Annotated in this window: 14 protein-coding genes; 5 read left to right on the forward strand and 9 right to left on the reverse strand. The window is 40.3% G+C overall.

Going from position 1 to position 15,589, the window contains the following annotated elements:
• Positions 1-48: 48 nt before the first annotated feature.
• Entirely contained in the window at positions 49-3,627 is a 3,579-nt protein-coding gene (locus DK924_RS17165; protein ID WP_054202854.1) for a M1 family aminopeptidase, read from the reverse strand.
• A gap of 9 nt (positions 3,628-3,636) precedes the next feature.
• Positions 3,637-4,518, reverse strand: coding sequence for an ABC transporter ATP-binding protein (locus tag DK924_RS17170; RefSeq protein ID WP_010392484.1), 882 nt, complete (start codon positions 4,516-4,518; stop codon positions 3,637-3,639).
• A gap of 189 nt (positions 4,519-4,707) precedes the next feature.
• Here DK924_RS17170 and DK924_RS17175 point away from each other — a divergent pair, with 189 nt between their 5' ends.
• Positions 4,708-5,385 carry a nitroreductase family protein gene (locus tag DK924_RS17175; RefSeq protein ID WP_109875757.1) on the forward strand — a complete coding sequence of 226 codons (678 nt, stop codon included), beginning with the start codon at positions 4,708-4,710 and terminating at the stop codon, positions 5,383-5,385.
• A gap of 12 nt (positions 5,386-5,397) precedes the next feature.
• Here DK924_RS17175 and DK924_RS17180 read toward each other — a convergent pair whose 3' ends face one another.
• The 3 genes from DK924_RS17180 to DK924_RS17190 are packed head-to-tail and all read right to left on the reverse strand — an operon-like array spanning position 5,398 to position 10,038.
• A complete protein-coding gene (locus DK924_RS17180; protein WP_109875758.1) occupies positions 5,398-6,465 on the reverse strand; it encodes an efflux RND transporter periplasmic adaptor subunit in 1,068 nt (355 codons plus the stop codon).
• Positions 6,455-9,730 carry an efflux RND transporter permease subunit gene (locus DK924_RS17185; RefSeq protein WP_109875759.1) on the reverse strand — a complete coding sequence of 1,092 codons (3,276 nt, stop codon included), beginning with the start codon at positions 9,728-9,730 and terminating at the stop codon, positions 6,455-6,457. Before DK924_RS17185 ends, DK924_RS17180 begins: the two co-directional genes overlap by 11 nt.
• Before the next feature lie 5 nt (positions 9,731-9,735).
• Complete coding sequence (locus DK924_RS17190) at positions 9,736-10,038, reverse strand: metalloregulator ArsR/SmtB family transcription factor (protein WP_076919634.1); 303 nt, start codon at positions 10,036-10,038, stop codon at positions 9,736-9,738.
• 129 nt (positions 10,039-10,167) lie between these two features.
• On the opposite strand from DK924_RS17190, the gene DK924_RS17195 reads away from it, so the two are divergent.
• From DK924_RS17195 to DK924_RS17205, 3 genes are all read left to right on the forward strand, one after another.
• Positions 10,168-10,356 (forward strand): DUF2892 domain-containing protein, encoded by a 189-nt coding sequence (locus tag DK924_RS17195; protein ID WP_010392474.1) that lies wholly within the window; start codon positions 10,168-10,170, stop codon positions 10,354-10,356.
• 5 nt (positions 10,357-10,361) lie between these two features.
• Entirely contained in the window at positions 10,362-10,706 is a 345-nt protein-coding gene (locus tag DK924_RS17200; RefSeq protein ID WP_008115421.1) for a rhodanese-like domain-containing protein, read from the forward strand.
• A 159-nt stretch (positions 10,707-10,865) separates the two neighbouring features.
• Positions 10,866-11,762, forward strand: coding sequence for a hypothetical protein (locus DK924_RS17205; protein WP_109875760.1), 897 nt, complete (start codon positions 10,866-10,868; stop codon positions 11,760-11,762).
• Between the two features lie 105 nt (positions 11,763-11,867).
• On the opposite strand, the gene DK924_RS17210 is transcribed toward DK924_RS17205, so the two are convergent.
• The 4 genes from DK924_RS17210 to DK924_RS17225 all read right to left on the reverse strand — a co-directional run bounded on the left by DK924_RS17210 (position 11,868) and on the right by DK924_RS17225 (position 13,710).
• Positions 11,868-12,410 carry a PH domain-containing protein gene (locus DK924_RS17210; RefSeq protein WP_055012715.1) on the reverse strand — a complete coding sequence of 181 codons (543 nt, stop codon included), beginning with the start codon at positions 12,408-12,410 and terminating at the stop codon, positions 11,868-11,870.
• A gap of 77 nt (positions 12,411-12,487) precedes the next feature.
• Entirely contained in the window at positions 12,488-13,105 is a 618-nt protein-coding gene (locus DK924_RS17215) for a LysE family translocator (protein ID WP_055012716.1), read from the reverse strand.
• Positions 13,106-13,114: 9 nt separating this feature from the next.
• On the reverse strand, positions 13,115-13,297 hold the full coding sequence (locus tag DK924_RS17220; RefSeq protein ID WP_008109493.1) for a hypothetical protein: 183 nt from the start codon (positions 13,295-13,297) through the stop codon (positions 13,115-13,117).
• A 14-nt stretch (positions 13,298-13,311) separates the two neighbouring features.
• The gene (locus tag DK924_RS17225; RefSeq protein ID WP_109875761.1) at positions 13,312-13,710 is read right to left on the reverse strand and encodes a DUF3224 domain-containing protein; all 399 of its coding nucleotides are present in this window, start codon (positions 13,708-13,710) and stop codon (positions 13,312-13,314) included.
• An 88-nt stretch (positions 13,711-13,798) separates the two neighbouring features.
• On the opposite strand from DK924_RS17225, the gene DK924_RS17230 reads away from it, so the two are divergent.
• Entirely contained in the window at positions 13,799-15,577 is a 1,779-nt protein-coding gene (locus DK924_RS17230; RefSeq protein WP_109875762.1) for an ABC transporter transmembrane domain-containing protein, read from the forward strand.
• Positions 15,578-15,589 lie beyond the last annotated feature (12 nt).

Here is a 15,589-nt window from a genome sequence, read left to right on the forward strand (position 1 = left end):
CGCTAAAATAAAAGGCCGCACGAAATGCGGCCTTTAAATAACTTAGCGTTAAAACTTAGCTAAATTATTTTTATTGTCTTTATCTACAAGCTTAATGTAAGGGTCTATCCCAGCGTACATGGGTTTTTCTTTTACTTTAAGTTCGATGGTGTTTGCACCTGACACTATTTGATGTTTTTGTGAATAAATCACAAAGTCTTCGGCTAGAAGGTTTTCAGGATCATCATTAAATAATGCAATATCAATCATTTCATCAAGTGGTTGTTCGGTTTCTTCACCTTGGCCATCGGCACGCTGTTTCGTTGCTTCAACGCTCAGTGTTACCGTGTAAAAACCCTCGCTATCAGTGCTATCTGTAATCGATACCTCTTTCATTTCAAGCTCATAAAGTGTTATATACTTAAACTGATCATCAATAAAGCGTTGCTCTGCTTTTGTTGCATCTCGTTTTAAATAACTGAGTAAATCGAGTGTGGTGGGGTATGGCGTTGATTGGTATTTAAACTCATTCAAAAATGCTTTAAGTGCTGCATTTAAGCGTTTTTCACCTAAGCGATCATATAGCGCCATCATCACAACAGAACCTTTATTGTAGTGAAGATACTGCTGAGCCTGCGTTTTATACAGCGGCATTTCTTCAAACGCTTCCCCTGTACGACCCATTAAGTATTTGTCTAGCTCGTATTTTAAAAACTTACGTAGCTTCTCGGCGCCAAAGCGTTTTTTTAACACCATAAGCGCACTGTATTGGGAGAGCGTTTCTGATATAACGGCACTGCCCTCTACATTAGCCCCTGATACTTGATGTCCCCACCATTGGTGCGCCACTTCATGTGCGGTTACATAATAAGGGAGGTCAACTTTACTCTCATCCCTTAAATCTGTAACAAAACCAATACTTTCTGAGTAAGGCACTGTATTGGCAAAACTTTGCGCAAATGAGCGATATTTTGGAAACTCAATAATACGTAACTGCTTATGCTGATACGGGCCAAATGCTTGGGTATAGTAATCTATTGAGTCTTGTACCGACTCAATCATACGGTCAACATTCCATGCATGATCTTTGTGGTAGTACACTTCAATATTTACACCGTTATGCTCAACCTTTTTGCTTTCAAGTTCAGCCGAAAGCACAGAATAAAAGTTTAAAATAGGGGCATCCATTTCATAAACAAAAGTACGGCGCCCGTCTTTTACACTCTCACTTTTTAAGTAACCAGGTGTAATTGCAAATTGCGACTCATCGGTAGTTACCGTTGCTTTATAGCTTATAAACCCATTATCAGGACCAAACTCATTTTGCGTATAATAGCGGCTGTCTTCTAGTTTATGCGCACGTTCAAGTTCGGGTAAATCGTGCTTACGACGCTCATACTTATCCGCAATTTGAAAATACCTTTGATAACCAAAATTCGGTAATAACTCTCTATTATTTATAAATGTACCGTTATACACCAGCTGAGTATCTGAATACCTATCAACAAAACCGTTATGCTCTCGGGAAACTGAAAGCTCACCTTCGCGAACTTCATTAGGCATTAGCGGTTGTTCAAACTCAAACCATACCATATCAAACTCAGGTAAACGCTCTACTATTTTACCGCCGGCCATTTTTACATCCCAGCTTTTAGCGTGGTTAGGCTCGTTAATTAACACACGGGCTATTGGCTCGTTAGCGGTATTAGTAAACTTAATTTTTGCAACGGCGGTTAATGCACGCTTTTTAGGGTAAATATCAATGTGTAAATTAACATCGGTTATTACAGGGAGTGGCAAATCTTTATATTGTGAAAACTCTTGTTCATAGCTTACTTGAAGGGTTTCGTTATCATCACTTGTTACAAACTCGTTGAGCATACGGGTGTTGTGATAAATGTTATAACCTGCTCCCACAAATACCAATAAACTTATAGCGGCAGCAATTTGACCTTTTAAAGACATGTTGTAACGTATTAAAGATAAGCGAGTGCGCAATGTTTGCGACGGGCCGCGATGCCATAAAGCAAACCCAACAATAGCCAAAAATACACTTAATGCGCCCCAATATAAGGTGTACCAATGCGCGCCTTGTAAAAAGTGTCCGTAACCGTTTATATCAGAATACGGTACGCTACTACTTTGCGAAAAGTGATACATGTGATGCTCAAATCCGTAAGCACCCATTACCATTTGGGCAATGTAATACAGAATAAATAACCCCATACCTATATATTTATTAGGGCTAATTATTTGCAAAAAGAACGCCAAAATAGCCATCATAATTAAAGGCAGTAACGTAAGATAACCTAACCTAAATAAGTACTGGCCAAGCTCTAGATTAAATTGCCCCTTAAATAGTTGTACTGCAATGGTAAACATCATACCTACTAAATAAAGACCACAAACCGCAGTGATTAACGCAATAATTTTAGATATCCAAAACACACTGTTATGAACTGGGAAACTGTCAACAATATCGCCCATACCACTGTGGCGCTCCCGCCAAACCAGCTCTGCGCTGTAATAAGCAATAATGATAAACATAAATAAGCTAGAGGTGTTTTGAATGATGCTCACCATATTTTGTGTCAGTGGCCAATCCGTTGTGCCATACGCGCCAATAGGAGCAAAGAGTGGCACAAGCAACATAGTAATACTTACACCGGCTAAAATCATAAAAGGCGCACTTAATATAACCTGCTTAAGTTCAAATAAGCTGCGCATTACTAGTTGCGATTGCGTATTGATCCCTTTTGATTTGTAATTTTTAGCCTTGCTAATAAGTGCTGCTTGTTTATTTTTTACAAACGTAGATACAGCAAATTGTTTTTTTTGTTTTTTAGTTACTACGCGATTACCTAACTTCCCTAGGCCAAAAAACATCGCTAAGCTTATTGCTACCCACAAAATACGGTTAATCAAAAAATCGCCCGAGAGCGTTAACACTTCGGTATTTTTATCACTTACAGTCCAATAACGGGTTAAGTCAATTAACGAACCTGACCCAAATGGATCGGCGTATACAACAATATCTCTAAATGCTAAGTCATCAAAGTAGATGCCCGCTATTTGGTAGGTTATAAAAATCACTACAGCTGTAACATATACCGCCATCATGGTTTTAAAATACACAGCCACACTATTAAAAATAGCCGAAAGTACTAACAAGCTGGGTATTGCTAAATATAAAAAAGGAGCTGTGTAATATATTAACTTATTAGGGCCTACTAGCTCACTATCGAGCCAGCCAACCAATAAACCAAATTGCGATCCAAAAAACACACCCAGCGGCACCGTTAAAAAAACAACTAGCACCACTAAGTAAGCACCAAAAAAACGCCCAGATTGATAAGCAAGAGGGTTAACCGGCTTACTAAACACCAACTCATCCATTTTGCTCTCACTGTTGCGAATAGCTGAGCTGGCAACAAAGTTAACCACTAAAAACATAGCAAGCGTACAAAAGGTAACCGTTAAAACCATAATGGTATAAGGCGAGTTCATATGAACATTAGCCCCGCCTAACGGAAGCTTACTACTAGAGCTTATAAAAAACGCCATAAAAAAGAAGATTAATGACGTCACATAAAACGAAGGTTGGCGCACAAAATAGCGCAGTTCAAACGCGAGCATATTAAAAAACATAGCGCCCCCTTATGCTACTTGGCTGTTACGATGATTAAGCAACGCAGAAAAATACACATCTTCTAGGTTTGCGTTACTCGTTTCAAAGCCTTCGGGTGCTTGCTCTGCTAATACATGTAATATGGTTTGCCCAGCAAATAAGCGTTTTGAAATAACAGGCAGTTGTGATTCAAGCTCTTGCGCTTCTTCTTGGCTCATGGCCTTGCGCCAAATTTGCCCTTGCAGTTTATCGGTAAGGGCAATTGGGTTACCCTCTAATAGTATTTTACCGCCAGCCAGTACAGCCATGTTTGGGCAAAGCTCTGCTACATCTTCAACAATGTGGGTCGATAATATAACTACTTTTTGCTCGCCTAAGCTTACTAACAAGTTATGAAAACGATTTCGCTCCTCAGGATCTAAACCTGCAGTTGGCTCATCAACAATTAGTAAATCAGGGTCGCCCAATAATGCTTGTGCAATACCAAAACGCTGGCGCATACCCCCCGAAAAACCACTAACGGCTTTTGAGCGATGTTGATATAAATTAGTATGTGCAAGCAAGCCTTCCACCGACTCTTTACGTTCTGCTTTGTTGTGAATACCTTTTAAAACAGCCATATGATCGAGTAAATCGTAAGCGTTAACACGCGGATATACACCAAAATCTTGTGGTAAATAGCCTAAACGCTGACGCAATGCTTGTGGGTCTTTAAACACATCAATGCCATCAAAAGTAATAGAGCCCTGATCAGCTGACTGCAATGTAGAAATAGTTCGCATTAACGACGATTTACCCGCACCATTTGGCCCAAGTAATCCGAACATACCTTTACCAATTGATAAATCAACACCTTGAAGTGCATGTACGCCGTTGTCGTAGGTTTTTGATAACCCTGTTATTGATAGCATTTTTTACTTCCTTGAATTGTAAGTATTATTTTTATGCTGCTTTATACCACATTAAAAACAGGAACATAAGTTAGTAACTAGTTAACTTTGTAACAATAAATAAACAGAAATTCATTCTAATAACACTTGCTTAGAAATGAGCCTCTCGGTATAAAAACAAAACACTCTAAAAATAAGAAGCGAACAGCCATGCAAGATCACAAAAGCCAACCATTAACCGATTTTATAGAATACCCGCCAGAGGCAATGCTCTCGCGCGCAAAGGAGTTTTTACAAACGAGCCAGCGCCGTCATAGTATTCGCAGTTTTAGTAACCGCCAGGTGCCAAAAGAAATCATCGAAATCTGCATTAAAGCAGCAGGTACAGCACCTAGTGGTGCAAACCACCAGCCTTGGCATTTTGTAGCCATTAATAGTAGTGATGTTAAAAAGCAAATACGAGAGGCCGCTGAAAAACTAGAGCGCTCTTTTTATGAAGGTCGCGCAGGCGAAGAATGGCTTGATGCATTGAAACCATTAGGTACCGATGCTAATAAACCCTATTTAGAGCACTCACCATGGTTGATTGCAGTGTTTAGTCAAAAAAAGGGGGGTGTAAATACGGACGATAAAAACACTAATTACTATGTACATGAATCGGTAGGGCTGGCCACTGGTTTTTTAATTCAAGCACTACACCGAGCAGGCCTTGCAACCCTTACCCACACCCCAAAACCAATGAGCTTTTTAACCGATATTTGTGGCCGTGATAAAGACAACGAACGTCCTTATATGCTATTAATTGCAGGCTACCCCGATGAGCATGCAACGGTGCCTCTGCATGCACTTGATAAAAAATCGCTGGATGAAATAGCCACATTTATTTAACCCGAACTCTGGTTATTTAGTTATTGGTTGATAATCCACTGCTATTTTATCGCCAGCCTTAAGGCCCGTAATAACATGTTGCTGATTATCAAACTGCTCACCTAAGCGTACAAAGCGACGCTCAATTTTGTCAGCGCTAATGACATACATCATACTGAGCTGTCCAAAATCATGTATCCAACGAGGATCTACCAGTACACCTTGGGTGCTTTTAAACGGTAAATGCAATTGTGCATATAACCCAGGGATCATCCCTGGCTGTGGTTCAATTTCTAGTCGTATAAGTAAGCTACGTGCAGCGTTATCAACAACAGGTATAATTTCACTGATATTGGCAGCTGTTGTCATATCGAGCGAAGGCAAACTCACGTTTAAACGATCGCCTAATTTAAGCTTTACTGCTTGTTGCTCTCGTACATTAAAGGCAAGTTGAAGTTGCTTTGGATTGTAAAGCGTTAACAACGGTATACCAGGTGTGGCTGTATCGCCAGGTTCGGCTAAACGCTCAACAACGACACCAGATATAGGGGCTTTAATTTGCGTGTAGTTAAGTGATACTTGCGCCTGGGTTTGCTGCTGCTTTGCTCCAGCTAAGTTGGCAGTTAAGTTATCAAATTTTGCTTTAGCATCATCAAGCTCACTCACTGGTACTAACCCTTTTGCCTGTAACTCAGTTACTCTAATAAGTTGCTTTTTAGCTTGGTTTAATGAGGCTTGCACCGCATTAATATTTGCCTCACTTTGTGCCAGCATCGCTTTAAAGTCATCTTGCTTAAGGGTGATTAATAAGTCACCTTGACTAACCTTATCACCGGCGCGCACTTTAAATTGCTTTACTTGTGCCATTACATTTGACGAAATTTGGGTGTTTTGTTTCGCAATTACACTCCCTGGTACATGCTCTGTTCGCGAAATAGTTTGCAGCTCAACAGTGACCACCTCACCTTGATATTGAGTAACTGGCATCTCTTTTAACCCTGCAGGTTGTTTATCACTAAAGCTACCGGCCATGTATAACACTGCTACAATAACCACAACCAATGCACTGATTGCGCCTAAAACTTTTGATTTACCCTGCATGTGCTTCTTCCTCTGGGTTTGTAAACACTAAATAATAAACAAGCGGTACAACAAATAACGAAAATACGGTAGACGCCACGATGCCAAAAATAATTGCTATGGCTAACCCGCTAAATACTGGGTCAAGTGTGATCACTAAGTTACCTAACAAAGTAGTTCCGGCGGTTAATAATACTGGGCGCATTCGTACCGTCCCTGCAGCAATAAGTGCCTCTTTTATTGCCATCCCCTGAGCACGTGCTTGGTTAATAAATTCGACTAAAATAAGTGAGTTACGAACGACAATACCTGCTAAGGCAATCATGCCTATCATCGCAGTAGCGGTAAATAATACCGGCTCAGGAGCCCCCGCTATGGTGCGTTCACCAAATTGATTGAGTAACCAAAACCCAGGCATAATACCAATCACAGTTAATGGAATAGCCGACATGATAATCAGCGATAAACTCGCCGACTGTGTTTGTACCCGTAAAATAATAAATATAGCACTGAGCGCAAAGGCAAAAGCAATGCCCATATCCCTGAACACATCAATGGTGATACGCCACTCACCTTCACCACTAAAGTTAACATCAGTTCCTTGCGGTAATTGCCATGGCGCGGTTCCACCATTATTAAAAAAGTGCCGTGTTAACCACGCGTTTTTTTCAAATCCTTCATTGCGTGCGTTCAAATCGGCATTTACATCCGCAATAACCTCTGCAGGCGTGCGTCCATTTAGTTCGGCCATCACATAAATAACGTCACGCTGATCTTTACGCATTAGTGTGTCGGCCACGTTTAATGGTTTAAACTCTCCCAGCTCTGAAAGCGACACTAAAGGTCTGGGGGCACTTGTTATACCTAACTCATTACTGGTTTTAGCTAAGTCCCTATCCCCTCTTACTTGCAGTGTAAGTAATTGTGAAAGCTGATTACGTTCGCTATAAGGCAATTGTAATTGTATAGGGACTGGCTGAGTTTCATCGCTTACGTACAACACTCCAACTTGTTGCCCCTGCGAAGCAATACTGAGTGTTTGTGCAATATTTTGGGTAGCAATAGCACTGAGCGCAGCTTTGGTTTTATCTGTAATAAAGCGCTGTAATGGCGCAGGAGCAACCAAAGAGGTATCAACCTCAACAACATGAGGCTCTTGGCGTAAACGTGCTGCAACATGTTGAGCAGCCTGCCTATGGGTATGCTCATCAACAAAGGGATCACGATACACTTCAGCAACTAAAGTACTCAACACCGGTGGCCCAGGTGGTACCTCTACCACTTTAATAACAATGCCATTTTTTGCTAAAGGAGCAAGTTGTTCGCGTAGCCGCATAACCACCCCATGTGATTGATGCTCTCGTGCTGATTTATCCACCAGCAATACTCTGAGTTCTGCTAAGTTAATGGCTTCACGGCGATAATAACCACGCACCATGCCATTAAAATCCATACTAGAGGGCTGCCCAATATATGCGGCTATTTCACTGACTTCATTTAACTGCCATGTGAGGGTTTGAATTTGCTTAGTAAATGCAGCCGTGCTCTCTAGATTAGTACCCTCTGGCATATCTATAAGTACTTGCAGCTCATTTTTGTTATCAAAGGGCAGGAGTTTTAATGGTACCAAGCGCATCACGGGTAACATGGCGCTGATAATAAACAATCCTAATGTTATCCATAGCACCCATTTAGCTTTCCCTTTAGAGGCAAGTAATGGACTGAGTAGTCTTTGGTATAAACCCGCTTTAGGCTCAAGCTCAGGTTGTTCTAAGGTGTTTGGTTTAAGCAATTTCATTGCCAGCCAAGGGGTGACAAAAAAGGCTACCAAAGTAGACACCATGACACTAATGGGCACGTTGAACGCCATAGGTGCCATATATGGCCCCATCATGCCGGTAATAAACGCCAGTGGAATAAACGCCACCATAATAGTCAATGTCGACATAAGCAAAGCATTTCGAATTTCGCTCATTGCGCCAACAACATTTTGTTTTTTATCGCCTTTGTTATTTATAAAGCGACTAATATTATCAATACCCGTGATTGGGTCGTCTACCAGTAAGCCTAATGATAAAATAAGCGCAAATAAGGTCACCCGATTAATGGTGTAACCAAATGCAAAATCTAATGAGAGTGTAATGCCATAACAAATAGGAACCGCCAGCCCAACCACTACGGCAGGACGCCAACCTAAAAACACGCCAACAAATATCACCACAGTAAACACTGCAAACACTAAACTTGATGTGAGGTTATTTACTTTTTCATTCGCAGTTTGGCCATAATCTCTGAGCACTGTATGGCTAACTTCTGGTGGCAGTAAAGTATTTGCAAGTTCATTCATCATGGTATGAACATCATTTGCAACAGCAACCGCATTAGTCCCTGCTTGCTTAGCTACGCTTAAAGTAACCATAGGCAACTGCTGCTGATCAGTTGATTGCGCTAACCATTGGTAATGCTCAGTTTCACTAGGGCCATCGCTGACTGTTGCAATGTCCATCAAGTAAACACTTTTACCATTAACCACATTAACAACTAATTGCTCTACCGCTGATTGTGTTCTTAGTACATCACCTGCCTGAATTGCAATTTGCTGCTGATTATCAACCACACTCCCTACTTGAGTGAGTTGGTTTGATACATTTAATGCGTAAAAAACATCGTTTACCGTGGTTTGATGGGCAGCCAGTGCGCTGGCATTTAAATTAATGGTAAGAGTGCGTGTACGCCCTGAAATTACTTTAACTTCACTGGTATGCTCAATGCGTTGTAAATTATTAGCAATTTCGTTAGCAAAACGGGTTAGTTCGTAATCACCATAGAGTTGCGGGTCTTTACTGTAAAGACCTAACATCACAATCGGCACGTCATCTACTTCTATTGGGCGAATTTGCCAACTTTTGATCACCGATGCCATTGTATGCTGATAACTATTTAATTTTGCATAGGTATCTAAAATTGCTTGTTCGCGGTTGTGCCCTACTTCAAAACGCAGCGTAACCACTGTACTGTTAGTTTGTGTGGTTGAGTAAATATGCTCAACTCCCACCAACTGGGCCAGTAACTTTTCGAGCGGTTGAGTTACTAACCTAGCGACTTCAGGCGCCTCAACGTTAGGTGCAGATACATAAATATCGAGCATGGGCACAGTAATTTGTGGCTCTTCTTCTCGAGGTGTCTGTTTTAGTGCAAATACCCCAAGTAACAAAGACATCACAAAAATAACAATCGGAATGCGACCACTTAAACTACTTTTTACCGCATTGTCTATTAAGCTCATCGCACTTAGTCCTTACAGAATAAACCATACAAGGTACCAAGCAGAACGACTGCATTTTCATCAATGACACGATAATAAATTGTTTGGCTCTCGCGGCGCGTAGCCACAATGTTTGCTTTACGCAACGCTGCTAAGTGCTGAGATAACGCAGACTGCGCTAATGGCACGGCTTCATTGAGCTGAGATACGCTCATTTCTGAATCTTGCAAAGAACATAAAATCATCAAGCGATTTTTATTGGCTAAAATTTTTAATAGCTGCTCGGCTTGTTCTACATTGCCGGCCATGGCAGTAAAGTCAATATTCATACTATGCTCTTATTCTAAAATAGAGTCTGAGTATAAGACGTTAGATTAGAAAAGTCTAATATTAGATTTTACTAATATAGATAAATCTAATATAGTGACTGTACTGAACTAAATAACTGGCCTACTATAATGAAGCTAAATAACGCACTCAGACTAATCGCTGGCATAATGATTATTGTGTCGCTTTTATTGCAAACTTATCACGATCCTAAGTGGATTTACTTTACAGCTTTTATCGCAGTAAATTTAATTCAATCAGCTTTTACTAGCTGGTGCCCAATGATCACTCTATTACGCAAACTTGGCTTTAAGGAATAAACACCATGCTTACCCCTATTCCAGATTTACTAAAAATAATTACTCCTAATCAGCGTCGTATTGATGCCGAACAAGCAAAGAAAGAGCTTGAGCAAAATAAAGGATTGTTGATTGATGTACGAGAACCCGCTGAACATGCCACCAAAGCAGCTATAGGCGCTATAAACATTCCTCGCGGGCTACTTGAAATGAAGCTCATGGAAATAGAAAAAGACGCAGCCCGTCCTATTTATTTACATTGCGCTAGTGGTGCGCGCGCAACATTAAGTGCAGAAGCGCTGACACGCGTAGGCTACGAAAACGTCACAGTTATTACCTGTAAAGCAGAAGATGTTTGTCAGGCATTTTAAATGCTAAGAATTAAATTACTCGGCGATCAACCGATCGCTGAGCTTTGTAACATAATCCAAATTAGAGAATTACAATGCTCAATTAAAATCAAAGATTGAAATTAATAAACTTCAAAGCTAGTGTATATAAAAAAGGAACACTCGTCTAAGGAAGACTTTATGAAAAAAGTTGCAGCTTTATTATTTTTACTCGGCATTGCTCACTCTGTAAATGCTGATGACAGCATAACCTTAATGGTATGTGAAGATTGTAATAATGACAGAGCCTCTGAACTAGCAAAAAGCATTGCACCATTAACTCAATGCCACACTACACTCTCTAATCAAAAAGCAGCGATTGCTGATCAAACATGTGATTCCAATCCGCATAAAGTTATTATTGTGGATGTCTCTGGTAACAACCATTCTGCATTTTTTGTAGGAAATCATAGTAAAAATGGGTCAGGTAAATATACAGAAGCTACGATATTAAATAAAAATGATCTGATTGCTATATCTAAACAAAAAGCAATTGATGAGCGTTTCTCAACATTTAAACACACTCTTCAGACTGAACTAGGCCTAATGTCATTTCATCAAATAAGTCAGCCTTCTCCTCTAGATAGACAAAACAACTGCCCCTCCCATATAAATAGTGCAGTAAAGGCTGTATTTGAAGAATATACATCATCACGAATTCAAAACTGGGTAAATCATAAAGTTGAAAAGAATATTAAAAACCCTGATAGCTTTTTTACATCAAAACCGATCATAGTTGGTGAAACCTTGTATCGGAATCCATGGAGTGAAATAAGTAAGAATTTAAATTTAGAAGTAAACCTTAACAACGGGAGCGACACGCAATACCGTGTTATTTTTTTAGCAAAGTGGATAAAAGAGCTAGGTGCGTTCACTTTATCGGTAAACCCTTATTTAACTTATTTAGACGGTATTGCATTAAATCACTTTAAAATATCGGCACCATCAATCTCCCATTGCTTAGAAAGTGCTCTAGATAAAAACCTGTCATCATCAATATCTTCATATATTTCGAATACTAATACTGAAGATACCTAGGATTAGCATGTTGTAGGCATCATCGGATGATGCCTACAAATAAACAAGCCAAAAAGTAATCTCTACTTAACCATATTCCATTAACTCCCTATTTAAATGACCTGATCATCTTTTTTCTTCAAGGAGTGTAACTAGCATTTGTTCGATATTTTTCACACTGTAGGCCAGCGAGCGAATAAGTTCGACTTGGCTTTGTGGCTCGTCTTGTTTTGCTTGAACGGGTTGTTCTGCCGTGAGGTTATCTTTTTGCGTTAAAATGGCTTCACGAAATCCACTGGCGTCAACTACCCCAAGTAACGATACCAACGCACCATGTCCCGACTGCCCTGCTGTTTCAAAGCTTAACCGGTATAGACCAAACATGCGCATTAGCGGCCCCTGACTCAACCCGACATCAGTGATTTTTTCTAGTGGAATCGATTTTTCTTCTTTAAATAAAATACCGCGCTTCACCACTAGCTTGCGCTCTAGTAAATCGGCCGACATAGCGGCTAATACTCGACTTGCGACTAACCACACTAAAAGTAATACAACGGGTAAAAGCACAATAGTTACAACTGGAAAAAGGCTAAATATTGCAGCTAAACACATCCAGTACTGTTTGACTTTGTTATCAAAAGTAGCACTTTTTAAAATTATATTAGACATCGTTTTATCACTTTTAAATTATAGTTTTTTTAAGTTACATTAATTACCAACTGTACACAATTCAATCAATTTGATAGTTAAAATCCAATAACCACTTTAATCGCAAGCGCGATAAATACCGCACCTAACAGCCTATCTAACCAGATATTTTGCTTAGTAAAACCAAAGCGCTTTTTAGACACCTCAGTAAGTAAAGCCACCAGTAGATACCAGCCAGTATCAATGACAAAAACCGTTAAGCACATAATAACGCCAATATTTAAAGTAAGGTTCTCTGGGTCGATAAATTGTGAAAATAACGCCAAAAAGAAAATTGCTAGTTTGGGGTTTAAAAATGCAATGGCAAAGCCATCTTGTAACGCCTTAGAGCTGCTCATGTCGCTTTGCTGAATGTTTAGCTCGCTGTCGTTGGGCTTTGAAAATAGTATTTTCAAACCTAAATATGCTAAATAGGCTGCCCCTAAATACACTAAAAATTGGTACACAGTAGGAAATTGCAACATCAATGCACCTAATCCCAACAGTGAAGCTGCGGCATATAAGCCCACTCCAAAACCATGGCTTAATGCTGCCAGCATGCCATTTTTCATACCACCGCTTAAGCTATGTTTTAATACCACAGCTAAACTGGGCCCGGGAGACATTGCCCCCATCATGCACACCAGTGCTAAGCTCAACCATAATGATAACGCCATTAATAACCCTTATATTTCTTCATTTTCAATAAGTAATGCATAACCATGCACCTGGCCATAAAAGCCTGTCAATGGCACTGCGTTTATTACTTTCCAACCGTCTTGGTTTAATTCCTGTATGCGATCATTTAGTGCGACTATATCTACCCCACCCAAAAAACGGGCCTTTCTGAATTCGATTACTTTTTGCATTATAAATACCTGCTTTATAGGCTGTATTCAAAATCGTAATGATGAATCCCTTGCTCAATCCGTATTTTCATACTGCCAGTTAGTCCTGCTAGCTCATCAGTGCCTGAGTCGGGCACCACTTTTAAAATCAAGCTGTCTTGGCCTTTATCCATAATACCAAAATGCTGCAGTACAAAACTGCCTTTCTTGCCCTCAAGCTCGCCTATCACTTGCTCTATTGCAACATAGCCAGCGCTGCCTTGGGTGGGAGTCATGGCGCTAAGCATTTCGCCTTGGCTAGTTGCCGTTAAGCTACCAGTAAATTGTTTATCAATCGACATCCGACCTAAATTAACGCCTTGCTGCCCATGTGCATACCCTTCTATAGGCGCTAATGTAACGGTAAACTCGCCTGTTATCTGTTTAGTTGTCATAATTTTTCCCTATTGATGATTTTTAATACTATTGATTTTTAATCTATTGATGCCATATCTATACCTTAATCATCAATAAGAATCTACTATGCCTACAGACAAGCCTGCTTCAGATAAAGCCGCCTTTAGCGCTTTATTCCCTATATTCAATTTTATTAAGCCTTATAAATGGGTGGTTTTAGGGGCTCTAGTAGCATTACTTGCCACCGCAGGGGTTAATTTATCGCTAGGCCAAGGCGTTAAGTTTGTGATTGATCATGGCTTTATTGCCGGCTCGCAAGCGCAATTACAACAAGCTGTTTTGGTATTAATTGGCTTGATCAGTTTATTGGCAGTGGGTACATTCAGCCGATTTTATTTAATGTCGTGGATTGGCGAACGAGTCAGTAATGACATTAGAAAAGCTGTATTCAATCGTATTGTTACCTTGCATCCGAGTTACTTTGAAGAAAATCGCAGCGGCGAGCTGATGTCGCGACTCACCACCGACACTACCTTATTACAATCTATTATCGGCTCATCATTTTCTATGGCGCTGCGAAGCGCGCTAATGTTAGTCGGTGGTTTAATTATGCTACTTGTTACTAATTTAAAGCTTACCTTAGTCGTCGTGGCCTGCGTCCCTTTAGTACTGGTGCCTATGTTAGTTTTTGGTAAAAAGGTACGCAAACTTGCAAGTTCTAGCCAAGATGCGATTGCAGATATCAGCACCTACGCGGGTGAGATCATTCAAAACATAAAAGTGGTACAGAGTTATAGCCATGAGCAGCAAGAGCAATCTGCTTTTGCTAATGAAACCGAAAAGGCCTTCAATGTTGCCAAAAGCCGCATTAAACAGCGCTCGTTTTTAATTGCAGCAGTTATTTTTCTTACCTTTAGTGCTATTAGTGCCATGCTCTGGGTAGGCGGTAGTGATGTGCTCGCAGGCACTATGACGGGCGGTGAACTCGGTGCTTTTGTGTTTTATGCCATTATGGTGGCCATGTCGGTAGCAACCGTTGCTGAGGTTTATGGTGAACTACAACGTGCCGCAGGAGCCGCAGCAAGATTGCTCGAACTGCTCGCCGTTAAAAGTAAAATACAAAATCCCGAAATTCCACAAGATGATCAGTTACATGCAACAACAAGTAACAGTGCAATTTCACTTGAAGGTATTAGTTTTAATTACCCTTCTCGCCCAGATGTAAGCGCATTAAATAATATCAGCTTAAATATTGAAACAGGTAAAACTGTGGCTATTGTTGGCCCTTCAGGTGCGGGTAAAACCACCTTGTTTGAACTGTTACAGCGTTTTTATGATCCTGCCAGCGGAACAATTAAATTTCATAATATAAATATTAAACAGTTGTCATTAAACACCTTACGCAACAAAATGGGTATGGTGGCACAAAACCCGATTTTATTTAGTTCTGATGTTATGCATAACATTCGCTATGGCAACCCAAGCGCCAGTGACGAGCAAGTTTATGCGGCCGCCAAACATGCACATGCTGATGAATTTATAAAACAGTTACCACAAGGCTATAACAGCTTTTTAGGTGAGCAAGGTGTTAGGCTTTCGGGCGGACAAAAGCAACGTATTGTTCTTGCTCGCGCCATTTTAAAAGACCCAGAAATACTACTACTCGATGAGGCGACCAGCGCGCTTGATGCGCAAAGCGAGCATCATGTTCAAGCCGCACTTGAACACTTAATGCAAAATAGAACAACGCTGATTATTGCTCATAGACTGGCCACGGTAAAACATGCCGATATGATTGTAGTAATGGAAAATGGCGAAATAAAAGCCACAGGCACTCATCAGCAATTAATGGCAAATAACCCTTTGTATCAAAAACTATGTGAATTACAGTTTAATTTAGATTGATTGCATTTTAGT

Origin of the sequence: Pseudoalteromonas sp. meg-B1, assembly GCF_003173795.1 — a bacterium.
GTDB classification, from domain to species: domain Bacteria; phylum Pseudomonadota; class Gammaproteobacteria; order Enterobacterales; family Alteromonadaceae; genus Pseudoalteromonas; species Pseudoalteromonas undina.